At 72.5% G+C, this 22,099-nt stretch carries 20 protein-coding genes; 5 read left to right on the top strand and 15 right to left on the bottom strand.

The annotated features are described in order from the left end of the window. Positions 1-26: 26 nt before the first annotated feature. The 4 genes from AB0I22_RS11730 to AB0I22_RS11745 all read right to left on the bottom strand — a co-directional run bounded on the left by AB0I22_RS11730 (position 27) and on the right by AB0I22_RS11745 (position 4,168). Complete coding sequence (locus AB0I22_RS11730; protein WP_363130550.1) at positions 27-782, bottom strand: hypothetical protein; 756 nt, start codon at positions 780-782, stop codon at positions 27-29. Between the two features lie 43 nt (positions 783-825). Then, the gene (locus AB0I22_RS11735; protein ID WP_363130551.1) at positions 826-1,647 is read right to left on the bottom strand and encodes a hypothetical protein; all 822 of its coding nucleotides are present in this window, start codon (positions 1,645-1,647) and stop codon (positions 826-828) included. A 113-nt stretch (positions 1,648-1,760) separates the two neighbouring features. After that, on the bottom strand, positions 1,761-2,525 hold the full coding sequence (locus tag AB0I22_RS11740; RefSeq protein ID WP_363130552.1) for a crotonase/enoyl-CoA hydratase family protein: 765 nt from the start codon (positions 2,523-2,525) through the stop codon (positions 1,761-1,763). Beyond that, positions 2,522-4,168: an acyl-CoA dehydrogenase family protein gene (locus AB0I22_RS11745; RefSeq protein ID WP_363130553.1), complete on the bottom strand. Its 1,647-nt coding sequence runs from the start codon at positions 4,166-4,168 to the stop codon at positions 2,522-2,524. The genes AB0I22_RS11740 and AB0I22_RS11745 overlap by 4 nt, the downstream gene beginning before the upstream one ends. 130 nt (positions 4,169-4,298) lie before the next feature. Between AB0I22_RS11745 and AB0I22_RS11750 the strand changes: the two genes are divergently transcribed. The 4 genes from AB0I22_RS11750 to AB0I22_RS11765 all read left to right on the top strand — a co-directional run bounded on the left by AB0I22_RS11750 (position 4,299) and on the right by AB0I22_RS11765 (position 8,103). Continuing rightward, complete coding sequence (locus AB0I22_RS11750; RefSeq protein ID WP_363130554.1) at positions 4,299-5,078, top strand: PaaX family transcriptional regulator C-terminal domain-containing protein; 780 nt, start codon at positions 4,299-4,301, stop codon at positions 5,076-5,078. Between the two features lie 162 nt (positions 5,079-5,240). Further along, positions 5,241-5,951: a response regulator transcription factor gene (locus AB0I22_RS11755; RefSeq protein WP_363130555.1), complete on the top strand. Its 711-nt coding sequence runs from the start codon at positions 5,241-5,243 to the stop codon at positions 5,949-5,951. Between the two features lie 140 nt (positions 5,952-6,091). Continuing rightward, entirely contained in the window at positions 6,092-7,531 is a 1,440-nt protein-coding gene (locus AB0I22_RS11760) for an ATP-binding protein (protein WP_363130648.1), read from the top strand. Then, positions 7,528-8,103 carry a hypothetical protein gene (locus AB0I22_RS11765; protein WP_363130556.1) on the top strand — a complete coding sequence of 192 codons (576 nt, stop codon included), beginning with the start codon at positions 7,528-7,530 and terminating at the stop codon, positions 8,101-8,103. The genes AB0I22_RS11760 and AB0I22_RS11765 overlap by 4 nt, the downstream gene beginning before the upstream one ends. Positions 8,104-8,110: 7 nt before the next feature. Here AB0I22_RS11765 and AB0I22_RS11770 read toward each other — a convergent pair whose 3' ends face one another. From AB0I22_RS11770 to AB0I22_RS11800, 7 genes are all read right to left on the bottom strand, one after another. After that, the gene (locus tag AB0I22_RS11770) at positions 8,111-9,019 is read right to left on the bottom strand and encodes a hypothetical protein (RefSeq protein ID WP_363130557.1); all 909 of its coding nucleotides are present in this window, start codon (positions 9,017-9,019) and stop codon (positions 8,111-8,113) included. Positions 9,020-9,052: 33 nt separating this feature from the next. Then, positions 9,053-10,033 carry an SCO2521 family protein gene (locus tag AB0I22_RS11775; protein ID WP_363130558.1) on the bottom strand — a complete coding sequence of 327 codons (981 nt, stop codon included), beginning with the start codon at positions 10,031-10,033 and terminating at the stop codon, positions 9,053-9,055. Then, the gene (locus AB0I22_RS11780; RefSeq protein ID WP_363130559.1) at positions 10,030-10,986 is read right to left on the bottom strand and encodes an SCO2522 family protein; all 957 of its coding nucleotides are present in this window, start codon (positions 10,984-10,986) and stop codon (positions 10,030-10,032) included. The genes AB0I22_RS11775 and AB0I22_RS11780 overlap by 4 nt, the downstream gene beginning before the upstream one ends. After that, positions 10,986-11,903, bottom strand: coding sequence for an SCO2523 family variant P-loop protein (locus tag AB0I22_RS11785; protein WP_363130560.1), 918 nt, complete (start codon positions 11,901-11,903; stop codon positions 10,986-10,988). Before AB0I22_RS11785 ends, AB0I22_RS11780 begins: the two co-directional genes overlap by 1 nt. A gap of 3 nt (positions 11,904-11,906) precedes the next feature. After that, entirely contained in the window at positions 11,907-13,748 is a 1,842-nt protein-coding gene (locus AB0I22_RS11790; RefSeq protein WP_363130561.1) for an SCO2524 family protein, read from the bottom strand. A gap of 40 nt (positions 13,749-13,788) precedes the next feature. Beyond that, the gene (locus tag AB0I22_RS11795) at positions 13,789-14,562 is read right to left on the bottom strand and encodes an SCO2525 family SAM-dependent methyltransferase (RefSeq protein WP_363130562.1); all 774 of its coding nucleotides are present in this window, start codon (positions 14,560-14,562) and stop codon (positions 13,789-13,791) included. A gap of 375 nt (positions 14,563-14,937) precedes the next feature. Further along, positions 14,938-15,489 carry a MarR family transcriptional regulator gene (locus AB0I22_RS11800; protein ID WP_363130563.1) on the bottom strand — a complete coding sequence of 184 codons (552 nt, stop codon included), beginning with the start codon at positions 15,487-15,489 and terminating at the stop codon, positions 14,938-14,940. A gap of 515 nt (positions 15,490-16,004) precedes the next feature. Here AB0I22_RS11800 and AB0I22_RS11805 point away from each other — a divergent pair. Beyond that, positions 16,005-17,087: a methyltransferase domain-containing protein gene (locus AB0I22_RS11805; RefSeq protein ID WP_363130564.1), complete on the top strand. Its 1,083-nt coding sequence runs from the start codon at positions 16,005-16,007 to the stop codon at positions 17,085-17,087. A 200-nt stretch (positions 17,088-17,287) separates the two neighbouring features. Here AB0I22_RS11805 and AB0I22_RS11810 read toward each other — a convergent pair whose 3' ends face one another. The 4 genes from AB0I22_RS11810 to AB0I22_RS11825 are packed head-to-tail and all read right to left on the bottom strand — an operon-like array spanning position 17,288 to position 22,077. Then, the gene (locus AB0I22_RS11810) at positions 17,288-19,003 is read right to left on the bottom strand and encodes an FUSC family protein (RefSeq protein WP_363130565.1); all 1,716 of its coding nucleotides are present in this window, start codon (positions 19,001-19,003) and stop codon (positions 17,288-17,290) included. 25 nt (positions 19,004-19,028) lie between these two features. Then, complete coding sequence (locus AB0I22_RS11815) at positions 19,029-20,036, bottom strand: acyl-CoA dehydrogenase family protein (protein ID WP_363130566.1); 1,008 nt, start codon at positions 20,034-20,036, stop codon at positions 19,029-19,031. Beyond that, entirely contained in the window at positions 20,033-21,205 is a 1,173-nt protein-coding gene (locus AB0I22_RS11820) for an acyl-CoA dehydrogenase family protein (RefSeq protein ID WP_363130567.1), read from the bottom strand. Before AB0I22_RS11820 ends, AB0I22_RS11815 begins: the two co-directional genes overlap by 4 nt. Beyond that, complete coding sequence (locus AB0I22_RS11825) at positions 21,205-22,077, bottom strand: enoyl-CoA hydratase (protein WP_363130568.1); 873 nt, start codon at positions 22,075-22,077, stop codon at positions 21,205-21,207. Before AB0I22_RS11825 ends, AB0I22_RS11820 begins: the two co-directional genes overlap by 1 nt. Positions 22,078-22,099: the final 22 nt, after the last annotated feature.

Raw genomic sequence — 22,099 nt, forward strand, 5'->3', positions numbered from 1 at the left:
CCAGCCGGTGAACGGGCCTCGGGCCGTCAGACGGCGAACAGGACCGTGAACGGACCCGTCGCGTCCCCCACGGCGTGGCCGAACGGGGAGTCGAAGTCCCAGATCAGGAAGAGCAGGAAGGCGATCAGCGCGCTGTAGATCCCGGCCAGCAGCAACTCCCGCCCCGAGCGCCGGATCTGGAGGGTGAAGATCAGCCCCACTGCCACCACCGCCCCGGCGATCAGCCCGAACCACACCACCCCGGGCATCGTGTCCCCGGCGTTGTGCGCCCGTTCGCCCCGCGCGTCGTCCACCGCGCCGACCTGGTCGAGCAGCGGCTGGTACGACTGGTTCTCGTGGTCGTTTCGCGGCACGTACGAGGTCACGTCCTCGCGGACCTTGTCCAGCAGTTCGGCGCTCCGGTCGGTCAGTTGCCCCGTATCGAGCATCTTCGGCCACTCCTTGTGCACCACGTGGTCGACGTACGCGTGCACGTCCGCGCGGGTGGCGTCGCGGGCCGTCGGCGCGTACGCCTGGACCCGCTCGCTCACCTCGTGCAGCGCCTGCGCCTCGACGCGCACCCCGTCCTGCGCGGCGGTCCGCGCCTCCCACACCCCGGCGATGGCGAGGCCGAGCACGATGGCATAGACCACGCCGACCATCATTGTCATGTACTCGATGACGTCGGGCGTCTCGCTCGGATCGTCGTCGTCGCCGACTCTGCGCTGTCTGAGCACCGTGATCGTCAGGACCACGGCGCACGCGGCGGCCATCGCCAGGGTCAGGACCAGCCACTCCGACACGGGAACCTCCGAAGGACGAACGGGATACGGGCGACGCGGTGCGTCAGCGGCCGCGGCCGCCGCTGCCCGAACGCGGCCGCAGCATCGCGGCGGCGAGCACGGCCGGAGCCATGATCAGCAGTGCGAACGTGACCATCGACTGACCGCCCGCCGGCCGCTTGCGCACGGACCGGTGATAGGCGCGCGGCGCGACGTGGGCGGGCGTCGGCGTCGCGGCCGGGGCGGACGAGCGCGACGGCGGGGGAGCGGGGGCCTTCGGCGTCGGCCGCGGCGCAGGCTCCGTCGGCACGGGCGAGGGGGCCGGGTGCTTGGGCGGTGCGGGCTGCGCGGGCGCCGGTTCGGGCGGCCGGGGTTCGGGCGGCCGGGGCTTGGGCGGTACGGGCCGCTTCGGCGGCCTGGGCGCGGCGGCGCGGCACGAGCGGCCGATCACCGCCCAGGACGACCCGGCGCCCGCATGCGCCCGGATGCAGCCGCCGGGCCCTCGCACGGTCGCCGACGCGGACGAACCGTCGCTGGAAGCGGAGACCGAGGAGCCACCGCCCGATACGGACGCACCCGACGGACCCGGTACGGAGACCCCCGGTACGGACACACCCGGCACGGAGACGGCCGAGCCGCTGCCGCGCGAAGGGAGCGGCCAGGCAGGGGAGTCGGCGCGACCGCGCGCCGTCCGCTCGCGAGGTTCGACGGGGAGCGCGCCTCGCACCGCACCCGCGATCGCCGGTCCGCTCTCGACGTGGCGGCGCACCACGGCGGCCGGGCCGTCCGGCGTGCCGCCGTCGGTCCCCGCGCCCATCCCCGCCGTGGCCAGTACGGCCGTCGCGGCGACGATGGCCGAACGTCCTGCTCGAAGCCATGCACTCACATCAAGGATGGTGCGCGGCGCGGCTGTTGATCAGTCGCCCGAGTGGCCGGATTCCTTCGATGTGCTGAAAGGCGGGCCGTTGCGGCCGTTCCGGGTTTGATCCGTGGCCTGTCTCAAAGGTCCGTGAAGTCCCCGTGCCGCCCCGCGCCCCCGGTGAAGCGGGCGGCGCCCTCGGCGGCCTCGCCCAACGCCATTACCCCGTATTCGAGTTCGAAAGCCATGGCGGCGTCGAGCGGCAGCCCCTCCTGTTCCAGCAGGGAGGCGCGGTCGGCGCGCAGGCAGGTCTGCGGGAAGCGGGCGATGTCGGCCGCGAGCCGCTCGGCCTCGGCGCGGGACCGCCCCGGCGGTACGAGGCGGTTGACGAGGCCCATCCCGTACGCCTCGGCGGCCGGCACCGGACGGCCTGTCAGCACCAGGTCCATCGCCCGGCTCGCGCCGATCAGGCGGGGCAGCCGCACCGTGCCGCCGTCCACCAGCGGCACGCCCCAGCGGCGGCAGAACACGCCGAGGACGGCGCCCTCCTCGGCCACCCGCAGATCGCACCAGAGCGCCAGTTCCAGCCCGCCCGCCACCGCGTGACCGCTGACGGCCGCGATCACCGGCTTGGTCAGCCGCATCCGGGTGGGCCCCATCGGCCCGTCGCCGTCCGCCGCGACGCGGTTGCCGCGCCCGGTGCCGATCGCCTTGAGGTCGGCGCCCGCGCAGAACGTACCGCCCTCGCCCCACAGCACCGCCGCCCGCGCCCGGTCGTCCGCCTCGAACTCCCGGAAGGCGTCGGCGAGCGCCGCGGCGGTCGGCCCGTCCACCGCGTTGCGCACCTCGGGCCGGGAGAGGACGACCGTGGTGACGTCCCCCGCCCGCTCGACGCGGACGCTCACCGGGATTCCTTGGGAAGCGCCCGCTCCAGCACGGCGGAGAGGTCGGTGTCCGGCGGCAGCGTGCCGAACGCGTGGCCCCAGTCGCCGTCCAGCCGCGAGGCGCAGAAGGCGTCCGCGACGGCCGGCGGGCTGTGCCGCACCAGCAGGCTGCCCTGGAGTACGAGCGTCAGCTGCTCCGCCAGTCGGCGCGCCAGCAGCTGGGCCCGCCCGGGATCGGACAGCTCCCCGAGCAGCGCGCGCACCCGCGCGCCAGCTGCGTCGAGCCGGGCGTCCGCGCCCGCCGCCGCGTCGACCTCGGCGAAGAAGGCGTCCAGTGCGGCCGGCTCCTTGGTGAGGGCGCGCAGCACGTCGAGGGCCGCGACATTGCCGGACCCCTCCCAGATGGAGAGCAGCGGCGCCTCCCGGTACAGCCGCGGCATCCCCGACTCCTCGATGTAGCCGTTGCCGCCGAGGCACTCCAGCGCCTCGGCGGCGTGCACGCTGCCCCGCTTGCAGACCCAGTACTTGCCCGCCGCCAGCGCCAGCCGCCGCAGCGCCGACTCCGCCGCGTCGCCCGCCATGGACCGGTCCAGCGCCGCCGCGAGCCGCATCGCCAGCACCGTCGCGGCCTCCGACTCCACCGCGAGATCCGCGAGGACGGCGCGCATCAGCGGCTGGTCTATCAGCTCCGCGCCGAACGCGCGCCGGTGCGCCGTGTGGTGCAGCGCCTGCCGCAGCCCGGCGCGCATCCCCGCCGCCGAGCCCAGCACGCAGTCCAGCCGGGTCATGTTGACCATCTCGACGATCGTGCGCACCCCGCGTCCCGGCTCGCCGACCGGCCACGCCACGGCCCGCTCGTACTCGATCTCGGCGGACGCGTTCGACCGGTTGCCGAGCTTGTCCTTGAGCCGCATCAGCCGCATCGCGTTGCGCGTGCCGTCCGGCAGCACCCGCGGCAGCAGGAAGCAGGTCAGCCCCTCCTGGGCCCGCGCCAGGATCAGGAACACGTCGCTCATCGGCGCGGACGTGAACCACTTGTGCCCGGTGATCAGATACGAGCCGTCGCCCGCCGGCACGGCCGACGTGGTGTTGGCCCGTACGTCCGAGCCGCCCTGCTTCTCCGTCATCGACATGCCCGCGATCAGCCCCCGCTTGGTCAGCGGCGGGCGCGTCCCGATGTCGTACGCGGTCGCGGCGAGCAGCGGTTCGTACGCGGCGGCCAGCTCCGGCTGCGCGCGCAGCGCGGGCACGGCCGCGTACGTCATGGAGATCGGGCAGCCGTGCCCGGGCTCGGCCTGCGCCCAGGTGTAGAACTTCGCGGCCCGCACCAGATGCGCGCCGGGCCGGTTCCGGGCCCAGGCGGCGGCGTGCTGGCCGCTCTCCACGGCGGTGGCCATCAGCTGGTGCCAGGCCGGGTGGAACTCGACCTCGTCGACGCGGTGCCCGAACCGGTCATGGGTGTGCAGTACGGGCGGCGACGCCTCCGCCATCCGGGCCCAGTCCTGCACCTCGGCCGACCCGGCGCGCGCACCGAGCACGCGGACCTCCTCCTCGCCCCACTCCCCGCCGTCCCTGCGCAGCGCTTCGAGCAGCGCCGGATCGTCGGCCGTGCTGAAGCCGGTCAGGGGCGGGGCCTGGTTCTGAACCTCGTGGGTGGTGCTCATGGCGGCGACCTCCGGGCGGTGCGGCTGGCGGGGGGATGCGGGTCCGGGCGGTGCGGGTCCGGGCAGTTCGGCGGTATTACAGTTCCATGATGCGTGATGTGGAACTGTAATGGATAGGGTGTGGACAGCCATGGACGACACCGAACCGGACGGCACGCGGCCGCACAGCGCCGAACTCCGCACCCCGGACCCCCTCCGGCCGCTGACCGCCCGCTCGATCGTGCTCTCCACCCTGCTGGGCCACCACCCGCCGACCCTCCCGGCCCGCGCCCTGGTGCGCGTGGGCGAGCTCTTCGGCATCGCCGAGGGCACCGTCCGCACCGCGCTGACCCGGATGGTCGCCGCCGGGGACCTCGCACAGCACGACGGCGCGTACCGGCTCGCCGACCGGCTGCTCGCCCGCCAGGCCCGCCAGGACGACAGCCGCGCCCCCCGCACCCGCCGCTGGGACGGCGGCTGGGAGATCGCCGTGGTCACCGCCGAGCGCCGCCCCGCCGCCGAGCGCACCGCGCTCCGCCAGGCCATGACCGCCCTGCGCCTCGCCGAACTCCGCGAAGGCAGCTGGCTGCGCCCCGCCAACCTCGTACGCGAACGCCCGCCCGTCGTCCTCGCCCAGTGCACCCTGCTGACCGGCGCCCCCGAGACCGACCCGGCGGAGCTGGCCGCCGCCCTGTGGGACCTCGACGGCTGGGCGCGGCGCGCCCGCGACCTGGAGCGGACGCTGACCGGTGCGTACGGGCTCGCGGAGCGGTTCACCGTCTCCGCCGCCATCCTGCGCCATCTCCTCGCCGACCCCGTACTGCCCGCCGAACTGCTGCCGCCGCACTGGCCGGGCGACACGCTGCGCGCGGGGTACGACGCCTTCGAGGATCAGTTCCGCCGGCTGCTGGCCCAGCACGTCGGCGCGTAGCCCGTCCGTGCACAGCCCGTCCGTGCACAGTCCGTCCGGGCACAGCCCGCCCGCGCGCCCGTACCGCCTCGAAGCGCCCGGGAATGTGAGCGGTCGATGACAATTCCGCTGATCGGCGGCCCCGGTGCGGGACCGGGGCCCGATCGGATCGATACTGATCGCATGTCACGCGTGCTGCTGATCGAGGACGACCGCGCCGTACGGGAAGGGGTCACCCTCACCCTCCGCCGCCGCGGCCACGAAGTCGAGGCCGCGCCGACCGGCGACGCCGGACTCGCCGCGCTGGAGACCTTCCGGCCGGACCTCGTGCTCCTCGACCTCATGCTCCCCGACCGCAGCGGCTTCGAGGTGTGCCGCCGCATCCGCGCCACCCAGCAGCTGCCGATCATCATGCTCACCGCGCGCGGCGACGACATAGACGTCGTGCTCGGCCTGGAGGCGGGCGCCGACGACTACATCGTCAAACCCGCCCGCGGCGAAGTGCTCGAAGCGCGCATCCGCGCCGTACTGCGCCGTGCCGCGCCCGGCGGCGAAGCCGCCGCGGAGGGCCCCGCCCCCGCCGCGGCCCCCGCCGCCGAGACCCACGGCGACCTCACCATCGACCGCGGCGGCCTGCTCGTCGCCAAGCACGGCAAGGACCTGCCGCTCGCCCCCTCGGAGATGAAGCTGCTGCTGTACCTGTCCGCCGCGCCCGGCCGGGTCTTCAGCCGCCAGCAACTCCTGGAACACGTCTGGGAGCACAGCTACTACGGCGACGCCCGCCTGGTGGACGCCTGCGTGATGCGGCTGCGGACCAAGATCGAGGAATCCTCGCGCTCGCCCCGGTACATCCAGACCGTACGCGGCTTCGGCTACCGCTTCGGGCCGCTGTGACGTCCTCGGAACCCGACGGCCGAAAGGCCTCCGACGGTGGGGAAGGGGCCGCGGACCGTACACGCGCCGGGCGCGGGAGCCCTGCGCACGAGGGCGCCGAGGACGCGCCGGACGGCCCGCCCGCCCGGCGCCGGTTCAAGCTGCGCCCCCTGGCCCGCGGCCTGCGCGCCCGCCTCGTGGTCGCCTTCCTGCTCGTCGCGGCCCTCAGCGCGCTCACCACCGCGGCCCTCACCTTCCGCGAGGCCCGCAACGCGATCCTCAAGCGCACCCAGGACACCGCCGTGCAGACCCTGCGCTCCCGGGTCAACACGCAGCTCCCCGACGTCCCCTTCCCGCCCGACGAGGACGCGCTGGCCACCTTCACCCACGACCTCGACCAGGCAGGGGAGCCCCAGCGCTGGAGCACCTACGCCCGCTACAAGAACGAGGGCGCGGTGGTGGACGCCATCCCGGGCGGCACGGTTCCCCCCAAGCTCGCGGAGAAGGTGCGCAAGGGCGTGTCCGCCTTCCAGCGTGTCGAGGACGCAGGCGAGCCGTGGCTCGTCATCGGCCTGCCCGTCACCTTCGCCGACAACGCCTCGGAGCTGTCCGGCCTGGAGGTCTACGCGCGGATGCCGCTGCGCGGCGAGGAAGCCAATGTGCAGGCGCTCGTCCAGGCCGCCCAGCGCGGCGCGCTGCCCGCCTTCGCGATCGCCATCGTCCCGGCGCTGCTCGCCGCGCGAGGGGTGCTGCGGCCCGTACGGGAGTTGCGGCGCGCCACCCAGAAGATCACCGAAGGGGAGCTGGACACCCGGCTCAAGGTGACCGGCGGGGACGAACTCGCCGACCTCTCACGGACGTTCAACGGCATGGCCGCCGCCCTGGAGGAGAACATCGCCGAGTTGCGCCGGATGGAGGCCAACGCCCGCCGCTTCGCCGCCGACGTCTCGCACGAGCTGCGCACCCCGCTGGCCGCCATGACCGCCGTCGCGGACGTCCTCGACGAGGACGCCGGCGACCTCGACCCCGACACCGGGCACGCCGTTCGCCTCATCACCGAGGAGACCGGCAAACTCGCCCGCATGGTCGAGGACCTGATGGAGGTGTCCCGGTTCGACGCGGGGGCCGCGGCTCTCCATCTCGACGAGGTGGACATCCGCGAGGCGGTGCGCAAGACGCTCCAGGCGCGCGCCTGGGAGGGCCGGGTGACGACCGATCTGCCCGAGGGCGTACGGGCCAGGATCGACCCGCGCCGGATCGACGTCGTGGTCGCCAACCTGGTCGGGAACGCGCTGCGGCACGGCGGCCCGCCCGTACGGATCACGGCGCGCACCGAGCCCCGCGAGGACGGAGACCGGCTGCTGATCGAGATCTCCGACGGCGGTAGCGGCATAGATCCCGAAGTCCTCCCGCACGTCTTCGACCGCTTCTACAAGGCGGACGCCGCGCGGGCCCGCTCGGAGGGCAGCGGGCTCGGCCTCGCCATCGCCATGGAGAACGTGCGGCTGCACGACGGTACGGTACGGGCCGCCAACGGGCCCGAGGGAGGAGCGGTGTTCACCGTGGAACTGCCGCTGAGGCGGGGAGGGAAACCGGCGTGAGGAGACTGCGGACCGGGGCCTTCGTGGCGCTGCTGCTCGTCGTGGTCCCGGGGTGCGGCGTCGAGTCGACCGGGGTCATCGATGTGGGGCAGCCCGCCTCCGGCGCGAAGCGGCCCGGCGCCTCGGAGCGCGAGGCGGTGCTCTACTTCCTCTCGCCCATGGGCCTGCGGCCGGTCCGCCGGCCCGCCTCCGGCGCGGTGAGCGCCCAGCAGGCGGTGCGGCTGCTGATGGGCGGCCCCGACGAGGCGGAGCGGCGGCGCGGCATGCAGACGGAGGTGCCGAAGATGACCGGCGTCCACGTCACCACCGGCAAGGGCCGGGTCGGCGTGCAACTCCCCATGGACGTACGCGAACTCAGCCCCGTCGTCAGGAGCCAGCTCGTGTGCACCGCCGCCGACAACGACGTGCCGGGCGGCAAGCCGGCCTCGGAGGTCAAGGTCGAACTCAGCGGCGGCGGAGAGGTCGTCTCGAACCTCGTCTGCGACGCGAACAGCGCCTTCCCCGCCGGGGGCATGCCCACTCCTCCGAAGCGCCCGGTGCCCACCATGACCGGCCGCTCCGGCGGCTACTGACGGTCCGTCACTGACCCGCGTCCCAGAGGTCCTTGAAACGCCGTACGCGCTGGGCGACCCGGACGTCGCGCAGCACCAGCCGGGTGTTGGCGATCACCGGTTCCAGCGCCTGCTCGGCGCTGACCTCATAGCTGACCGCCTCGTCGAAGATGATGAAGTCGAACATCGTGTCGAGCTTGAGCACATGCGGCAGTGTCGACATCGCCAGCACCCGCACCTCCACGCCCAGATCCTCATGGCTCACGCACAGCCGCCGGATCGCCTCGTCGTCGACCAGGTCGGAGCGGTCGACGATGAACAGCCGGCGCACCCGCACGCCGCGCTTGATGGCCTCCCGCTGACCCGCCAGGTAGCGCCGGCCGAGCTCGGTGGTCCAGAAGTTCACGTCCACCGAGGTGCTCGTGGCGTCGATGGAGTCGGTGGCGCTGTGCGTGAGGGCGAGCAGCCAGTCGTGGTCCTCCCCGTCGTAGGCCGCCTCCCCGCCGTCGAGGTCCTCCATCAGCATGCCCACCCGGCTGATCTCCGACTGGGCGAACGTGGCGACGATGCCGGCGCCCTCCGCCTTGATCTTCGCGGCCTTGCTGACCAGCTGGACGACCGAATCGGTGTGCAGCGGGGAGTTCTCCACCAGGCTGAACAGCTTGGTCGCCTCGCTGATCTGGGAGTACCGCCGGTCGACGAGGGCCTCCATGTCCTTCGCGTGCCGCTCCAGCGACGTCTCCACGCTGGCCAGCCGGCGGTCGAAGTCGGCCATGTACTGGATGATCAGGGTCGAGCCGCCGATGAAGATGGAGATGGTCAGCCGCCAGATCTCCGGCTGCCCGGTGGCGTTGGTGATGAGGTAGGCCGCGCCTCCGACGGCGAGCGTGATCGCGGCCTTCCACAGAAACGGCGGTATCGCGTGATCGCGTTCCATGTCGTCCCCCCGGGGGTCGTGCCGTGGCGCCCGCTAGCGGGACGTCAGAGCTTCGCACAGCAACGGGATTGCTTGCAGCGTCAGTTGGTCCCGGATGCGCTGGACCAAGGTGTGCCACTGCCGGGTGAATCCGGGCTCCCGTTCCAGGGCGTCCCACAACGGCGCCAGAACTCGGTTCACGCGTGCTTTCGGCATCCACAAGTGCAGCAGGTGATCGACCGCGGGGCGCAGGGACAGCACGGCCCCCGGGCCCTCGGCCGACCCCAGGCGGCTGCGCTCGACCATGGTGACCAGGGTCGTCAGCAGCCAGTCGTGCAGGGCGAGATCCTCACAGAAGGCGGCGGCCGCCGCCGGGTCGGGGCCCGGCAGGCGCAGGGAGAGCGTCCGCAGCCGGTCGTCGGCCACGGTGAACCGCTCGATGGCAGCGCCGTCGTCGCCGTCCCCCTCGGCGCACCGCACCGCGGCCCACCGCAGCCGGGTGCGCCGGGACTTGAAGGGCGGCCGTCGGTCGAGCAGCGGGTGCTCCAGCACATCGGTGAGCAGCCGCTCCGCGATGGCCCCGAGATCGACCGTACCGGCGGCCGGGGGCTCGCCGGAAAGGAAGCCGTCGCGTATGTCGGCCACCGACGGACGCCCTACGGGCACCACCACCCCCGGCCGTACCAGGTAGTGCCCCCACGGCATCCGCTGCTCCGTGCCCGCCTCCCCGGCCCGGAACAGCGCCGTGGCCTGGAGCACCCGCCCCCCGGTGAGCACGGCCCGCGCCGCCACCGTGCCGACGCCCCGCACCTGGCGGCCCGACGCGGTGGGCAGCGCGCAGTCCACGCCGGTGAGCAGGTCCGGCGAGGACGCGTACGGATTCGGGCGCTCCGAGACGCGCACCAGTTCGTCCGGGCGCAGCCGCAGCAACTGCGCGGACCCGTCGCGCGAGAGGGAACCGGAGGTCTGGAGGAGGCACGTCCGCACCTCGCCGCACGCGATGACCCGGCCCTCCGGTCCCGCCGGGCCGCTCATGGCTCGTCGAAGAAGTGGTAGGAGGTCCGCCGCACGATCTCCGCCGGCACCTCGACGCCCTCGCGCGCGGAGCGCTCCGCGACCTGCCGCAGCACGGCCTCCTCCACCACCACCCGGCCGAGCACGATGTGCACGGCGTGCTCCACGGGCAGGAACCGGGTGGGCAGGATGGAGTACGTGCGGTAGGCCGCGAACGGCGCGGCGGCCGGGTTGAGCTGGAGCAGCGGCGGCAGCTCCGCCCACTCCTCGGGAAAGTCCCCGCTCCACGGGCTCGGCCGCAGCACGGGCTCCCCGCGGTCCCTGAGCAGGCCCAGCCGGGTCAGCTGCCAGACGGCCGCGAGGAAGGGGCAGGACCAGGTGCGGTCCGCGCCGTGGCCGTCCCACAGCTCGACGTCGACGAAGATCGAGTGGCGGCGCGCGCCGACCTCCGACGGCGGCTGCCACGCGGCGAACCCGCTCATGGCCTCCAGCGAACCGGTCGCGGGGCTGCGCTCGCCGTTGGCCAGCCAGCCCACCTGCCGTACGGACGGCCGCGAGCCGTCGCTGCCCGGCGGCGGCGACTCCACCAGCCGGGGCTCCACGGACCGGGCCGGCTCCACGCCCCGCGCACGGGCGCACGCCGACTCCCGCGCCAGGTAGTCGATGGTCAGCCCGGCCCGCCGCGCCTCGTCGAGCAGCGGCGGAAGCACCTCGGCGGGCGACGCGAACGGGCTGAAGTAGTCGTCGACGAGAAAGCAACTGCTCACCCGCGGGCGGCCCTTGGGCACCGACCCGGCGAGCGACGCGTGCAGGGCGTCGGCCCACGGCTTGACCTGGCCGAGCTGCCGCCGCAGCCGCTCGCGGCCCGCCGCGAAGTCCTCCATGTACAGATGCCCCAGCTCCATGGAGACATGGGAGAGCGGCACCGCCTGGGTGCGAGGGTCCGCGGTCGCCTCGCGGAACACGGAATCCACTACCGCTCCCCCCAGACCCCGTCGTCGTAGAGCTTGTCCGCGAGATCCTCCAGGGCCTCACGGGTCGCGCCGTTGGCCACCTTGCTCGCCAGCACGTCCTCGTCGGTGATCAACTGCTCCCGCCACTGGAGCACGGGCTCCAGCGGCACCGTGCTGAGCACCCGGCTGTAGCCGACCTGCTGGGCCGACGCGAACTCCTTGAGGTCCTGGTCGCACTTGCGCAGCCACGCCGACTGCGGCGCCGGTACGTGCGCCAGCAGCGGGGACTCCGGGTCCGGCACGGCGGCCCGTACGAACCGGATGGAGGACAGCAGCCGCGCCTTGTCGTGCCCGCGCGCCACCCCGCCGGCCACCACCCCCCGGTCGCCGTAGACCAGCCCGGAGGCGGCGATGATGTGCTGCCGGGTCCAGCGGTGGAAGATCAGCCAGCGCACCAGCAGCCCCCGCGCCTCCGGCTGCGAGGTCGCGTCGAGCGCCATGTCGACGGCGTAGGAGCGGCCCGCGCTCAGATCGACGAGGATCACGTCGAACTCCTCCTCCAGCCGCAGGAAGAGGCTCACGCAGCGGCGCACCGCGTCCCGGTTGGTCGCGAACTCACCGCCGCTGCGGTCGCCCGGCACCAGCACCAACTGGCCTGAACCCATGGGGCGTTGCCGCAGCGCCTCGTTCTCGGTGTCCGCCCACACGTCGATCCGCCGCGGCTCGGTGACCTTTCCCTGGAGGTACGAGTGCAGTCCGCCGCCCTCGACGCCGCGCAGCGAACCGGGGACGTCGAAGACGGCCGCGGCGGTGGGGGAGCCGAAGTCGAAATCGAGATAGCAGACGTCGTCGCCGCGCAGCGAGCGCCGATAGGCGAGATTGGCGCTGGTGACCGAGCGGCCGGTGCCCCCTTTGTCGGAGGCGGCGAAGACCAGCATCCCTCACACCCCTCTCGACCCGGCGCGCCGGGCGACGACCAATTCGTCGAGCTTGCCCAGCACGTCCAGAGCCAGCGCGCACGCGGTGCCCGGCCGGTCGTCCGCGAGCTGCCGCGCCCTGCGCAGCTGGAGCTCCACGGTTTTGAGCCGGATCTCCCGCGAGGTGTCCTCGAAGGAGGTGGCTTCCAGCATCTCGTTCCCGAAGAGATGGCCGGCCTCGCTGAGCAGAGCCGTCGCCATGCTGTTCAATTCCGCGCTGCGGATGGGAGGTTGACGGTACAGGCCGGTGGCCGCGGTCATGCATTCGACTATGCGTTCGGTGATGGTCCAGGACAGCGGCGACGCGGTCGGCGGCGAATCCGGGCAGACGGCGTGCACGTTGTCCCACAGCTTCGCGCCCGCGCCCGCGGGAATGCGCCGCTCCCAGAGATGGTCCAGGATCTGCTCCGCCAGCCGCAGCAGCCGGTCGTGCGAGGCGATGTTCCGGGAGAGGCTGCACAGCTGGATCGTCCGCTTGAGCAACTGCGCCGGGAAGTCGGACATCGACCACTGCATGGCCGGCCCCAGGCTCTCGCTGCCCAGCAGCGGCAGCCTGATGCCCGGATTGTGCAGCTCCACCGCGGGGTCGTCGCGCGTCATCCGCCGGGTGATCTTGGCTCGCGAGGCCAGCTCCTCCATGACCGCCACGGTCCGGGTGAGGTCGTCGTCCGTGGCCCGGCGGCGGAACAGGTCCTGGACCAGAATGGCCGCCACCGAGAGGCTGAAGTAGTCCGACTCCAGGTACTGACCGCCCGTCTGCCAGGGAACGTCCTCCAAGGGCCAGCGGCCCTCGCCGAACCGGGCGATCTTCGACCAGTACTGCTGGGTGATCTCCCAGCGCAGCCGGAGCGCCTCCGCCAGCCGCTGCTGCTCCGTGTTGAGCAGACCCAGCGTCAGCGTCCGGTTGGAGAACAGGTCCGCGATGCCGTCGAGCGCGACCACCGTGAAGTACAGATAGGGCGACGGCCGCGCGACGCCCTTGGGCTGGGCGCCGATGGCCGCGGTGGTGTCGATCGGCGGAGCGTCCTGCACCACGCCCCAGGACCAGCCGCACTCGAACAGCAGATTCTCGTTGCCGAGGTCCCCCACGACGTTGATGCCGAGATCGACGTATTCCCGGATCGCGGCCCGGATCGGTTTGAGCTCGCGCTGGAGCTGCTGCACCACGGAACGCCGGGAAAGGCGCTCCTGATTCACCCGGTCGCACAGCGCGATGCCCTGCTCGGATTCGGCGTCGAAGAGATTGACGGTGAAACACCGCAGCAGGCTGACCATGGCCGCGGTCAGCCGCTTCCTGGTGGCCGCCTCCAATTCGAGCGCCATTTCCTCCACGTCTTTGCGCCGCGGTTCCCGCGCGTAGACCTTGAGGAACCCGAGCGTCGCCAGCGCCAGTGTGATCGACATGGAGTAGGAATCCACCACGCCGAGCGCCCGCTGCTCCGGCGTCAATTCCTCATTCGGGTCCTGCGAGTCGAAATAATATCCGCCGGCGAAACTGGGGACCGATTCTTCGGTGGTGTGCGCCGCCATGAACTGCGTGATCGCGGCGATCAGATTGCACGGAATATCCTCGCGGGTGCCCGCTTTCCGCAGGGCGCGCAGAGCGTCGTCCGTGGTCTCGTTCGGCGCGTCCAGCCGGAAGGCCGGAATCTCGGTCGCCGGATACAGCAGGCACAGCAGATGCTCCGCGTCGGCGACGCTGCTCGCGCCGCCCCGCTCGCCCCATTGCCAGCTGCCATCGGGAAATGAATGCCGCGCGATGGCCTGCCAGATTTCCAGCAGGTGCTGTCGTGGCTGGATGCGCATCCCCGTACCCCTTGGATGAGAGCGTCGGTGTGCGGATCGATCAGGACGGGCCGCGCCGGCCGCAGGCCAGGACCATGCCGGTGTACCCCTCCCGTACCGGGCCCTCGGGCAGGCCGAACCGCTCCAGGATCTCGACCGCGGCGTGCGGGTCCAGGCTCGCCTCGACCTTCGCGCTGTCGACCTCGCAGGCGGGGAAGAGCTCGTCGCCGACCAGATAGCCGCCCGAGTTCTCCATGAACGCGGCGGCGAACGGCGCGCCGGGCGCCAGCGATCCGATGAACGCGGCCACCGCGCCCTCGAACTCCCGATGGGAGGTCGACAGCGATTCCGCGACGAAGAACATCGTCCCGACCCCCTGATTCCGCAGCCGGTCCGGCAGCCGGAACAGGTCGCCCTCCTCGACGGTCACGGAACCGGCGAACCGCGCCCGCGGGTTGGTGATGTCCTGATATTCCTCTTCTTTGCACAGGACTTGCCAGAACGGGTCCCAGCTGTCCCCGTACCGAGGGATCTGGTTGCGCAGCCAGTCGACGTTCTGCGCCGACCGCTCGTACAGGGTGATCTCGTCGCACCACGGCAGGAGCGAGAGAGCGGGATAGAGATTGGCCCCCGCACCCACATCAATGCCCGAAACCGGCCATTCCGGGTTCGTTCGGAAGTGATCGGAGAAGTAGTCTCTTACGACATTGATGATCTCTTCGTCGTCGGGACGCAGTGCACTGTAGTTGTGCTGCGTGTATGACTGGGAGTCGAACGAGTCCCAAGGGGCGTCCCTGTTGAGACACAGCGTGTCACCCTCTGACGTGAGATCCATGCAACCGATGTTAGCGCCAAGTCGTCCCACCGGGCCTGCGGAGTAGAGGATTTACGGAAGGCGCATGACAGTGCCGGAGCGAAGGTGACAATGACCTTGAGAAGGCCTGGCGGAAGACGGTGCGTAATGATCGGGAACTGGCCGGGGCAACCCGAAGAATCCTCTTAAGATGTTCACTCGATAGTGAATGCGCGCACTGTTGACACGTTGATAGGGCGTGCTACTCGCAAGCGTTCCGGAGCCCGTACCGGCCATTTCGACCGCGATGGCCGCGGCCGGGACGCCGGACGCGCGTACGCCAGGGGCCGCGGACCGAATACGGACGTACGACTGCGCACCTGACCGGAAACCTTCGGTCCCGGAACCACGGGCCGCTCAGGGCTGAAGGCCGCCGAGGCGCCCCTCCAGCAGGACGAGCAGCTCGCCGAGAGTCTCCGCCAGGGCTGCCTGGCGCTCCGGGGCGACCCCGGCGAGCAGGGCCGACTCATAGCCGAGCTGGTCCGGCAGGAGCCGGTCGATGAGGACGCGGCCCTCCTCGGTGAGCGAGAGATGGGCGACGCGGCGGTCCCGCACATCGGGCCGTCGGGCGACGAGGCCGCGCTGTTCGAGCACGCGCAGCCGCTTGGTCACCGCCGCCCCCGACGCGAACGTCTCGCGCGCCAACTGCCCGGGCGTCAGCTCGCGCCCCGTACGGCGCAGCGTGCCGAGGATGTCGAACTCCGGGCGAGTGAGCCCCTCCCGCGCCAGCGGGGCGTCGGTGGCCTGTTGCAGCAGCGCCGAACAGCGGTTGACCCGGCCGATCACAGCCATCGGGGACGTGTCGATGCCGGGGTGGACCCGCTGCCACTCGCGTACTACGCGCGCGACGGTGTCGTCGGCGCGGTCGACGTTGTCAGCGCCCGCGGTGTCCTTGGCGTCTTCGGCCACGATGTCGGTCCTCTCCGCTCACAGTCCGTCCAATTCTGCCGCTTGCCGGAAGGAGAGACTGCCACCGCACGGCGCGCGGTCCCGCCTGGACCGCTGAGGCACGCGGGGCCGCCGTCGCACCGTCGGCGCCGCCCCGGCTGCGGCGCACCGCCGCCCTCGCGCCGAGGGCATCGATTGAGCTCAACGAGGCCGTCGGCAGGGGGAAATGGCGGCTCGACCCGCATCGTTCCGGCGAGAGCCTGCTGTGATCCAGTTTCGGTGTGTAGGTGTTTGGTAGCGTCGTGTATCTGTCTCGAAGAAGGGTGCGCGATGGGGAAGCACGGCGGTAAGCCGGATCCGGCGGAGAGCGACGGACACAAGCCGGACAAGCCGATTCCGCCTCCACCGCCTCCGAAGAAGTGACCGGGACCGCGGAGGCGGACGGCCCCGGAGAACTGGTGCGCGGTCTCGCCGATGCCGGGTTTCTCGCGCCGTCGTGGCGTTCGGCGTTCGCCGCCGTTGACCGTGGGCGGTTCGTGCCCGATCGGTTCTGGGTCCGGGAGGACGAGGGGTATGTGCCGGTGGTCCGTGCCGACGACCCGGACCGATGGCGGCGGTGCGTGTACAGCGACATACCGCTGGTCGTTCAGGTCGAGGACCCGCCCGGTACCGTTCCGGCCCGTGTTCCGTCGAGTTCGGCGTCCATGCCGCGGATCGTCGCCGCCATGCTCGGCTGTCTCAAGGTCGGTTCGGGGCACAGTGTTCTGGAGATCGGTACCGGTACCGGCTACAACGCCGCTCTCCTGTCCGCGCGCCTGGGGGACGAGAAGGTGACCACGGTCGAGGTCGACCCCGGGCTCGCAGACCGAGCCCGCCGCGCTCTGCGGGCCGCCGGCCACGAGCCCGCCGTGGTCACGGGGGACGGCGCCCGGGGCTGGCCGCGCGCCGCGCCGTATGACCGGCTGATCGCCACCTGCGCCGTCCACCGGGTGCCGTACGCATGGGTCGAGCAGACCGCGCCCGGAGGGATCATCGTGGTCCCGTGGGGCACCGCGCTTCACAACGGAGTACTGCTCCAGCTGACGGTCCATCACGGAGTCGGCGGCCCGGTCGCCCGCGGGCCAGTGGTGGAGGACAGCGCGTTCATGTGGCTGCGTGCCCAGACCCCGCTGCGCGACGTCATGTCCGCGGTACGCCATGCGCCGGAGGCCGTCGTCACCCGCACCCGGCTCGATCCCCGCTATCCGCTGGGCGATACGGATGCCGCCTTCGCCGTCGGCGTCATGGTGCCCGGCGTCAGCAGGTCGATCGGCCACGGGCCCGACGGCGAGTGGACCTTGTGGCTCGCCGACGCGGCCACCGGCTCCTGGGCGTCCCTCGACTACGTACCCGAAGCACGCGACTTCGAAGTCCAGCAGTACGGGCCGCGTGCCCTGTGGGCCGAGGTCGAGAGGGCCTACCGGTGGTGGACACGTGCCGGTTCGCCGCAGCGCACCCGCTACGGACTGACCGTCACGGCGGAAGGGCAGCGGGTATGGCTCGACCGGCCTGACAGCCCCGTTCCCGAGCTGCCATCGGAGTCGACCACCCGCACGAGGGCTCGTCCTCATCGCCCTTGAGAGGGGGCGCCTACGCGGCCGGTCTTCGCCTGCCCCGCGTCTCCGGCAGCACCCGTCGGCGAGAAACCGTTGGAACCGGCCGGCTGCCGCACGCCGCGGGGGACGTCGCTCACCACCTGAAGGGCAGCCCGATCCCTCCGTCCGCCCACGGCTCGTCGCACGATCAGCAGAGTCCCGGGGCAGCCACATGAGATGGCGTCTCAAGCCGCCATCGCCGGGGCGGACAGCCGGCGCACGAGCGACGCGAGGGTGCGGTGTCCCTCCTGTTCCGCGAGGGCCACTCGCTCCTCGGGCAGGGCGCGCTGCCACCACTCGCCGGAGGCGACGTCCACGGCCTCGCGCAGTTCGATGAGGGAGGCCGCGAGGCGGTCGCGGGCCCAGCCCGCCTCGTGGTGGTCGTGTGGCGTGGCGAGCAGGCGCACGGCCGATTCGCGGGCTTCGGAGACGTGGCGCAGGGCGGACTCGATCCGGTCCGTGGCGCGCCGGTTGGTGACCAGTACGCAGGCCAGTACGCCGATCACGGCGCCGACGACCGTATCGATCCAGCGGTCGGCGATGAGCCTCGACGCGGGGAGGTTGTTGGCGAACTCGGTGAGCAGCAGTGCCATCGGGGTCACGCAGACGCTGCCGAGCCAGTAGTTGCGGGAGATGAAGGCCTCCGCGCAGATCTGGAAGGCGAGTGCCAGGAGCACCATCGTCAGGTGCCCGGTGCGGATGAGGGGCAGCAGCGCGGTGAACAGGAGCAGCCCGAGGAAGTTGCCGATGGTGCGCTGGAGCGCCCGGTTCCAGGTGAGGGTGGTGTTGGCCTGGAAGACCGCGGCGGCGGTGACGACCGCCCAGTACGGGTGGCCGACGCCCACCGCCATCGAGGTCCAGCCCGCCACGGCGCACCCCGCCGCGACCCGTGCCCCGATCGGCAGCAGCGGGGAGCCCGGCCGGAGCCGGCGCAGTACGGCGCCGAAGCCATGCGGCCGGTCGGGGGAGGGGCGGCGGGGCTTGTGCCGGTCGCCCTCGGCGCCGACTCCGAGCAGCTCGGCGTGTTGTGCGGGCGTCAGCGCGACGAGGGGCAGCGGCCGGCCCTTGCGCAGGTCGCGGGCCCAGATCTCGAACCGGCCCGCTTCGTCGGCGCCGGGTGCGACGGCTAGCGCGGACTCGGCCCGGATCAGCAGCCGCTCCAGCTCGGTGTCGCGGTCCCGGACGAGGAAGAGGGCGTGCCAGGCCGCGTTTACGGCTGTCGCGGTGGCGTGCCGGGCGCCGCTTCCGGCGCCCGGTTCGGCCCGCAGCGCGCGGGCCGCGGCCTCCAGCGCGCGGGCGGTCATGATGCGTTCGGGCCCGCGCGGCCGGACCAGCGCGGGCGCCATGCAGACCAGCCAGGACAGGGCTCCGCAGGCGAGCACGATGCCCAGGTGGAAGGGGACCTCGCCGATCCGCTGCGGTACGAAGAAGGCGCTGGCCGAGACGAAGGTCACGATGATGTTGCCGGGCGGTCCGATGAGCGTGGCGTCGCAGACCGTCTTGTGCACGGCGGCGAGCAGCGAGGCGATCAGTACGAGCAGCGGCGCCGAGGTGATCAGGGACGAGCTGACCAGGGCGACGGCCACGCTGGCGACCATGCCGAGCACGACCCAGGCGAGGGTGCGGGCGCGGGCCGCGTACGGCTGCGCGTGGCCGTAGAGCGCGCAGAGCGCTCCGGCGGAGGTGTACAGGGCGAACTGGAGGTGGCCGGTGGCGAGCAGCGTCAGGTTGGGGATCGCCATGGCGATGCCCGCGCTGAGCGCGGATTTGTGCCAGATGTCCGCGGCGCGGTTCAGCTGTACGGCGCTGCGGACGGGCAGCGGGCGTGCGCGGACGCCGCGTGCCGGGGTGGACGGTGAGGGCTCCTTGAGGGTTCTCCGATGCTTCGCGTGCTTCGCCATACCTTAAACGTTAGCAGGTGTTTTACTAGCGAAATATATCCAGCGCCCGAGCCCGGCACTCCGCGGGCGTCCCCCAGGCCGAACGCAGCGCCCGCGCCTTCCCGATCCACAGCGACAGATCCAGCTCGGCGGTGTAGCCGATCGCCCCGTGCAGCTGGAGCGCGGTACGGGCCGCCGCGTACGCCGCCTCGCCCGCGGCGACCTTCGCCGCCGCGATCTCGGCCCCGGCGCCCGGCGCCCCCGAAGCGAGCGCCACCGCCGCCCCGAAGACCAGGGGCCGGGCGAACTCCAGACCCACGAGCGTGTCCGCCAGCCGGTGCTTCACCGCCTGGAACGAGCCGATCGCCGCACCGAACTGGGTCCGCTGCTTCACATACGCGACCGTCTGCTCCAGCAGCCCGAGCCCCGTACCCAGCGCCTGCGCGGCCGTCGCGAAGGCCGCCCAGTCGGCGGCGTGGTCGGCCGCGACCCGTACCGCTGGCCCGCTCGCCACCGTCTCGCCTCCCGGCAGCGGACGTGAGAGGCGGCGGGCGGGATCGAGGGAGGGCTGTACGGGGCCGTGCCCGCGGCACCTCCGCAGCTCGTCCGCCGCCGTGACGGCGAAGACCGCGTCGGCGGCGTCGGCGTCCAGCGCGTACGGACTGTGACCGGGCAGCACGAGCGTCACCGCCGCGCGGCCGTCGGCCAGCCGGGGCAGCCACTCCTTCGCCCCGTCCGCCTCGCCCGCTCGCGCCAGCCGGTCCCAGAGCGCGGCCGCGGCGACCGTCTCCACCAGCGGACCCGGAACGGCGTGCCGCCCCAACTCCACGAAGGAAACGGCGAGTTCGACGGGGAGTGGTCCCATGCCGCCGTACGCCTCCGGCACCGCCAGCGCGAACACCCCCGCCTCGGAGAGCCGGCCGAACAGTGCCCGGCCCGGCCCGTGATCGCCGGCCGCCCAGGCCCGTACCGCCGACGGCGTCCCGGCCTCCGACAGCATCCGGTCCAGGGTGCGGCCGAACTCGGTCTGCTCGTCGTCCAGGAGGAACCTCACGACCGACGCCCCTTCGGCAGGCCCAGCAACCGCTCGGCGATGATGTCGCGCTGGATCTCATTGGTGCCCGCGTAGATCGGACCGGCGAGCGAGAAGGTGTAGCCGTCCGCCCAACTCCCGTGCGCGGGCGCGTCCTCGGCGCCGTCCGACAGTTCGCCGAGCGGCCCGAGCAGGTCCAGCGCGCACTCGTGCAGCGCGATGTCCAGCTCGGACCAGAACACCTTGTTCAGGCTCGACTCGGCCCCGATGGAACCCCCGGCGGCGATGCGCGAGGCGTTGCCGTAGGTGAACAGCTGATACGCGCGGGCGCCGATCACGGCGTCCGCGACCCGGTCGCGCAGCGCCGGAACGCCCGTATCCGCGCTCTCGCGCCACAGGGCGACGAGCCGTTCGGCGGCGGCCGTGAACCGCCCCGGACTGCGCAGCGTCAGGCCCCGTTCGCTGCCCGCCGTGCTCATCGCGACGCGCCAGCCCTGGCCGGGCTCGCCGATGACGTCCTGGTCCGGGACGAAGACCCGCTCCAGCGACAGCTCGGCGAACGCGGGCTTGCCGTCGAGCCGGCCGATGGGCCGCACCGTCACGCCCTCCGCGTCCAGCGGGAACATCGCATAGGTGAGCCCGCGGTGCGGCCGGTCCGCGTCCGGATGGCTGCGGAACAGGCCGAAGGCGAGGTCGGCGAAGGCCGCCCGCGACGACCAGGTCTTCAGGCCGCCGAGCAGCCAGCCGCCGTCCACCCGCGTCGCGGTGGACCGCAGCGCCGCCAGGTCGGACCCCGCCCCCGGCTCGGACCACGCCTGCGCCCAGATCCGCTCGCCGCTCGCCATGGCGGGCAGCACGCGGGCGCGCTGCTCCTCGGTGCCGTGCTCGAAGAGGGTGGGCGCGAGGAGGTTGATGCCGTTCTGGCTGACGCGGCCGGGCGCCCCGGCCGCGAAGTACTCCTCCTCGAAGACCAGCCACTGAAGGACGGAGGCGGCCCGGCCTCCGTACTCCTCGGGCCACGAGACCACCGACCAGCGGTCCGCGTGCAGCGTGCGCTCCCACTCCCGGTGCGCCGCGAACCCCTCGCGCGTCTCCAGCGAGGGCAGCGGCACGGCCGGTACGTGCTCGGCGAGCCACTGCCGGGCCGCGGCCCGGAACGCGTCGTCCTCGGCGCCGAAGTCGAGATCCATCAGGAGCCCGCCTTCTTCATGGCGCGTACGTCCATGCCGCCCAGTGGGTCGGCCGCCGTCTCCGCGTTGTGGGCGTGCGCGAGGTGGTGCAGGCCGAAGACGGAGTCCAGGCCGGTGTGCAGGCCCTGGAGGTCCTCGGCCTGGTTGACGGCGCGCTTGGTCAGCGCGAGTCCCATGCGCGGCATGCCGGCGATACGGGCCGCCAGTTCGCTTGTACGGTCGGCGAGTTCGGTCCGCGGTACGACGCGGTTGACCATGCCCACCTCGTACGCGCGCCGGGCGCTCATCCGCTCGCCGGTGAACAGGAACTCCTTCGCGATGCGCGGCGGCATGACCCACGGGTGCGCGAAGTACTCGACGCCGGGGATGCCCATCCGCACGACCGGGTCCGCGAAGAACGCGTCCTCGGCGGCGACGATCAGGTCGCAGACCCACGCCAGCATCAACCCGCCCGCCACGCACGCCCCTTGGACGGAGGCGATCACCGGCTTCGGCAGCTCGCGCCACCGCCGGCACATGCCGAGGTAGACCTCGGACTCGCGGGCGAAGCGGCTCTCCGCGCCGGCCTTGTCCGAGTGGTCCCACCACAGCCCGGCCGTCCGGTCGAACGGCAGGTGGGCGTCGCGCTCGGGGGTGCCGATGTCGTGCCCGGCGCTGAAGTGCTCACCGGCTCCGGCGAGGACGACGGCCTTCACCGCGTCGTCGTCGGCGGCGCGGTAGAAGGCGCGGTCCAGGGCGTAAGTCATCGCGGAGTTCTGGGCGTTGCGGTAGGCGGGCCGGTTCATGGTGACGGTGGCGACCGAGCCGCTCACCTCGTAGCGCACCACCTGGTCATGGGCCGTGTCGTGGGGTTCGTCGTGGGCGGCGGTCATCGGCGACTCCTTCCCTAACAAG

Origin of the sequence: Streptomyces sp. NPDC050610 (assembly GCF_040654875.1) — a bacterium.
GTDB lineage: Bacteria > Actinomycetota > Actinomycetes > Streptomycetales > Streptomycetaceae > Streptomyces.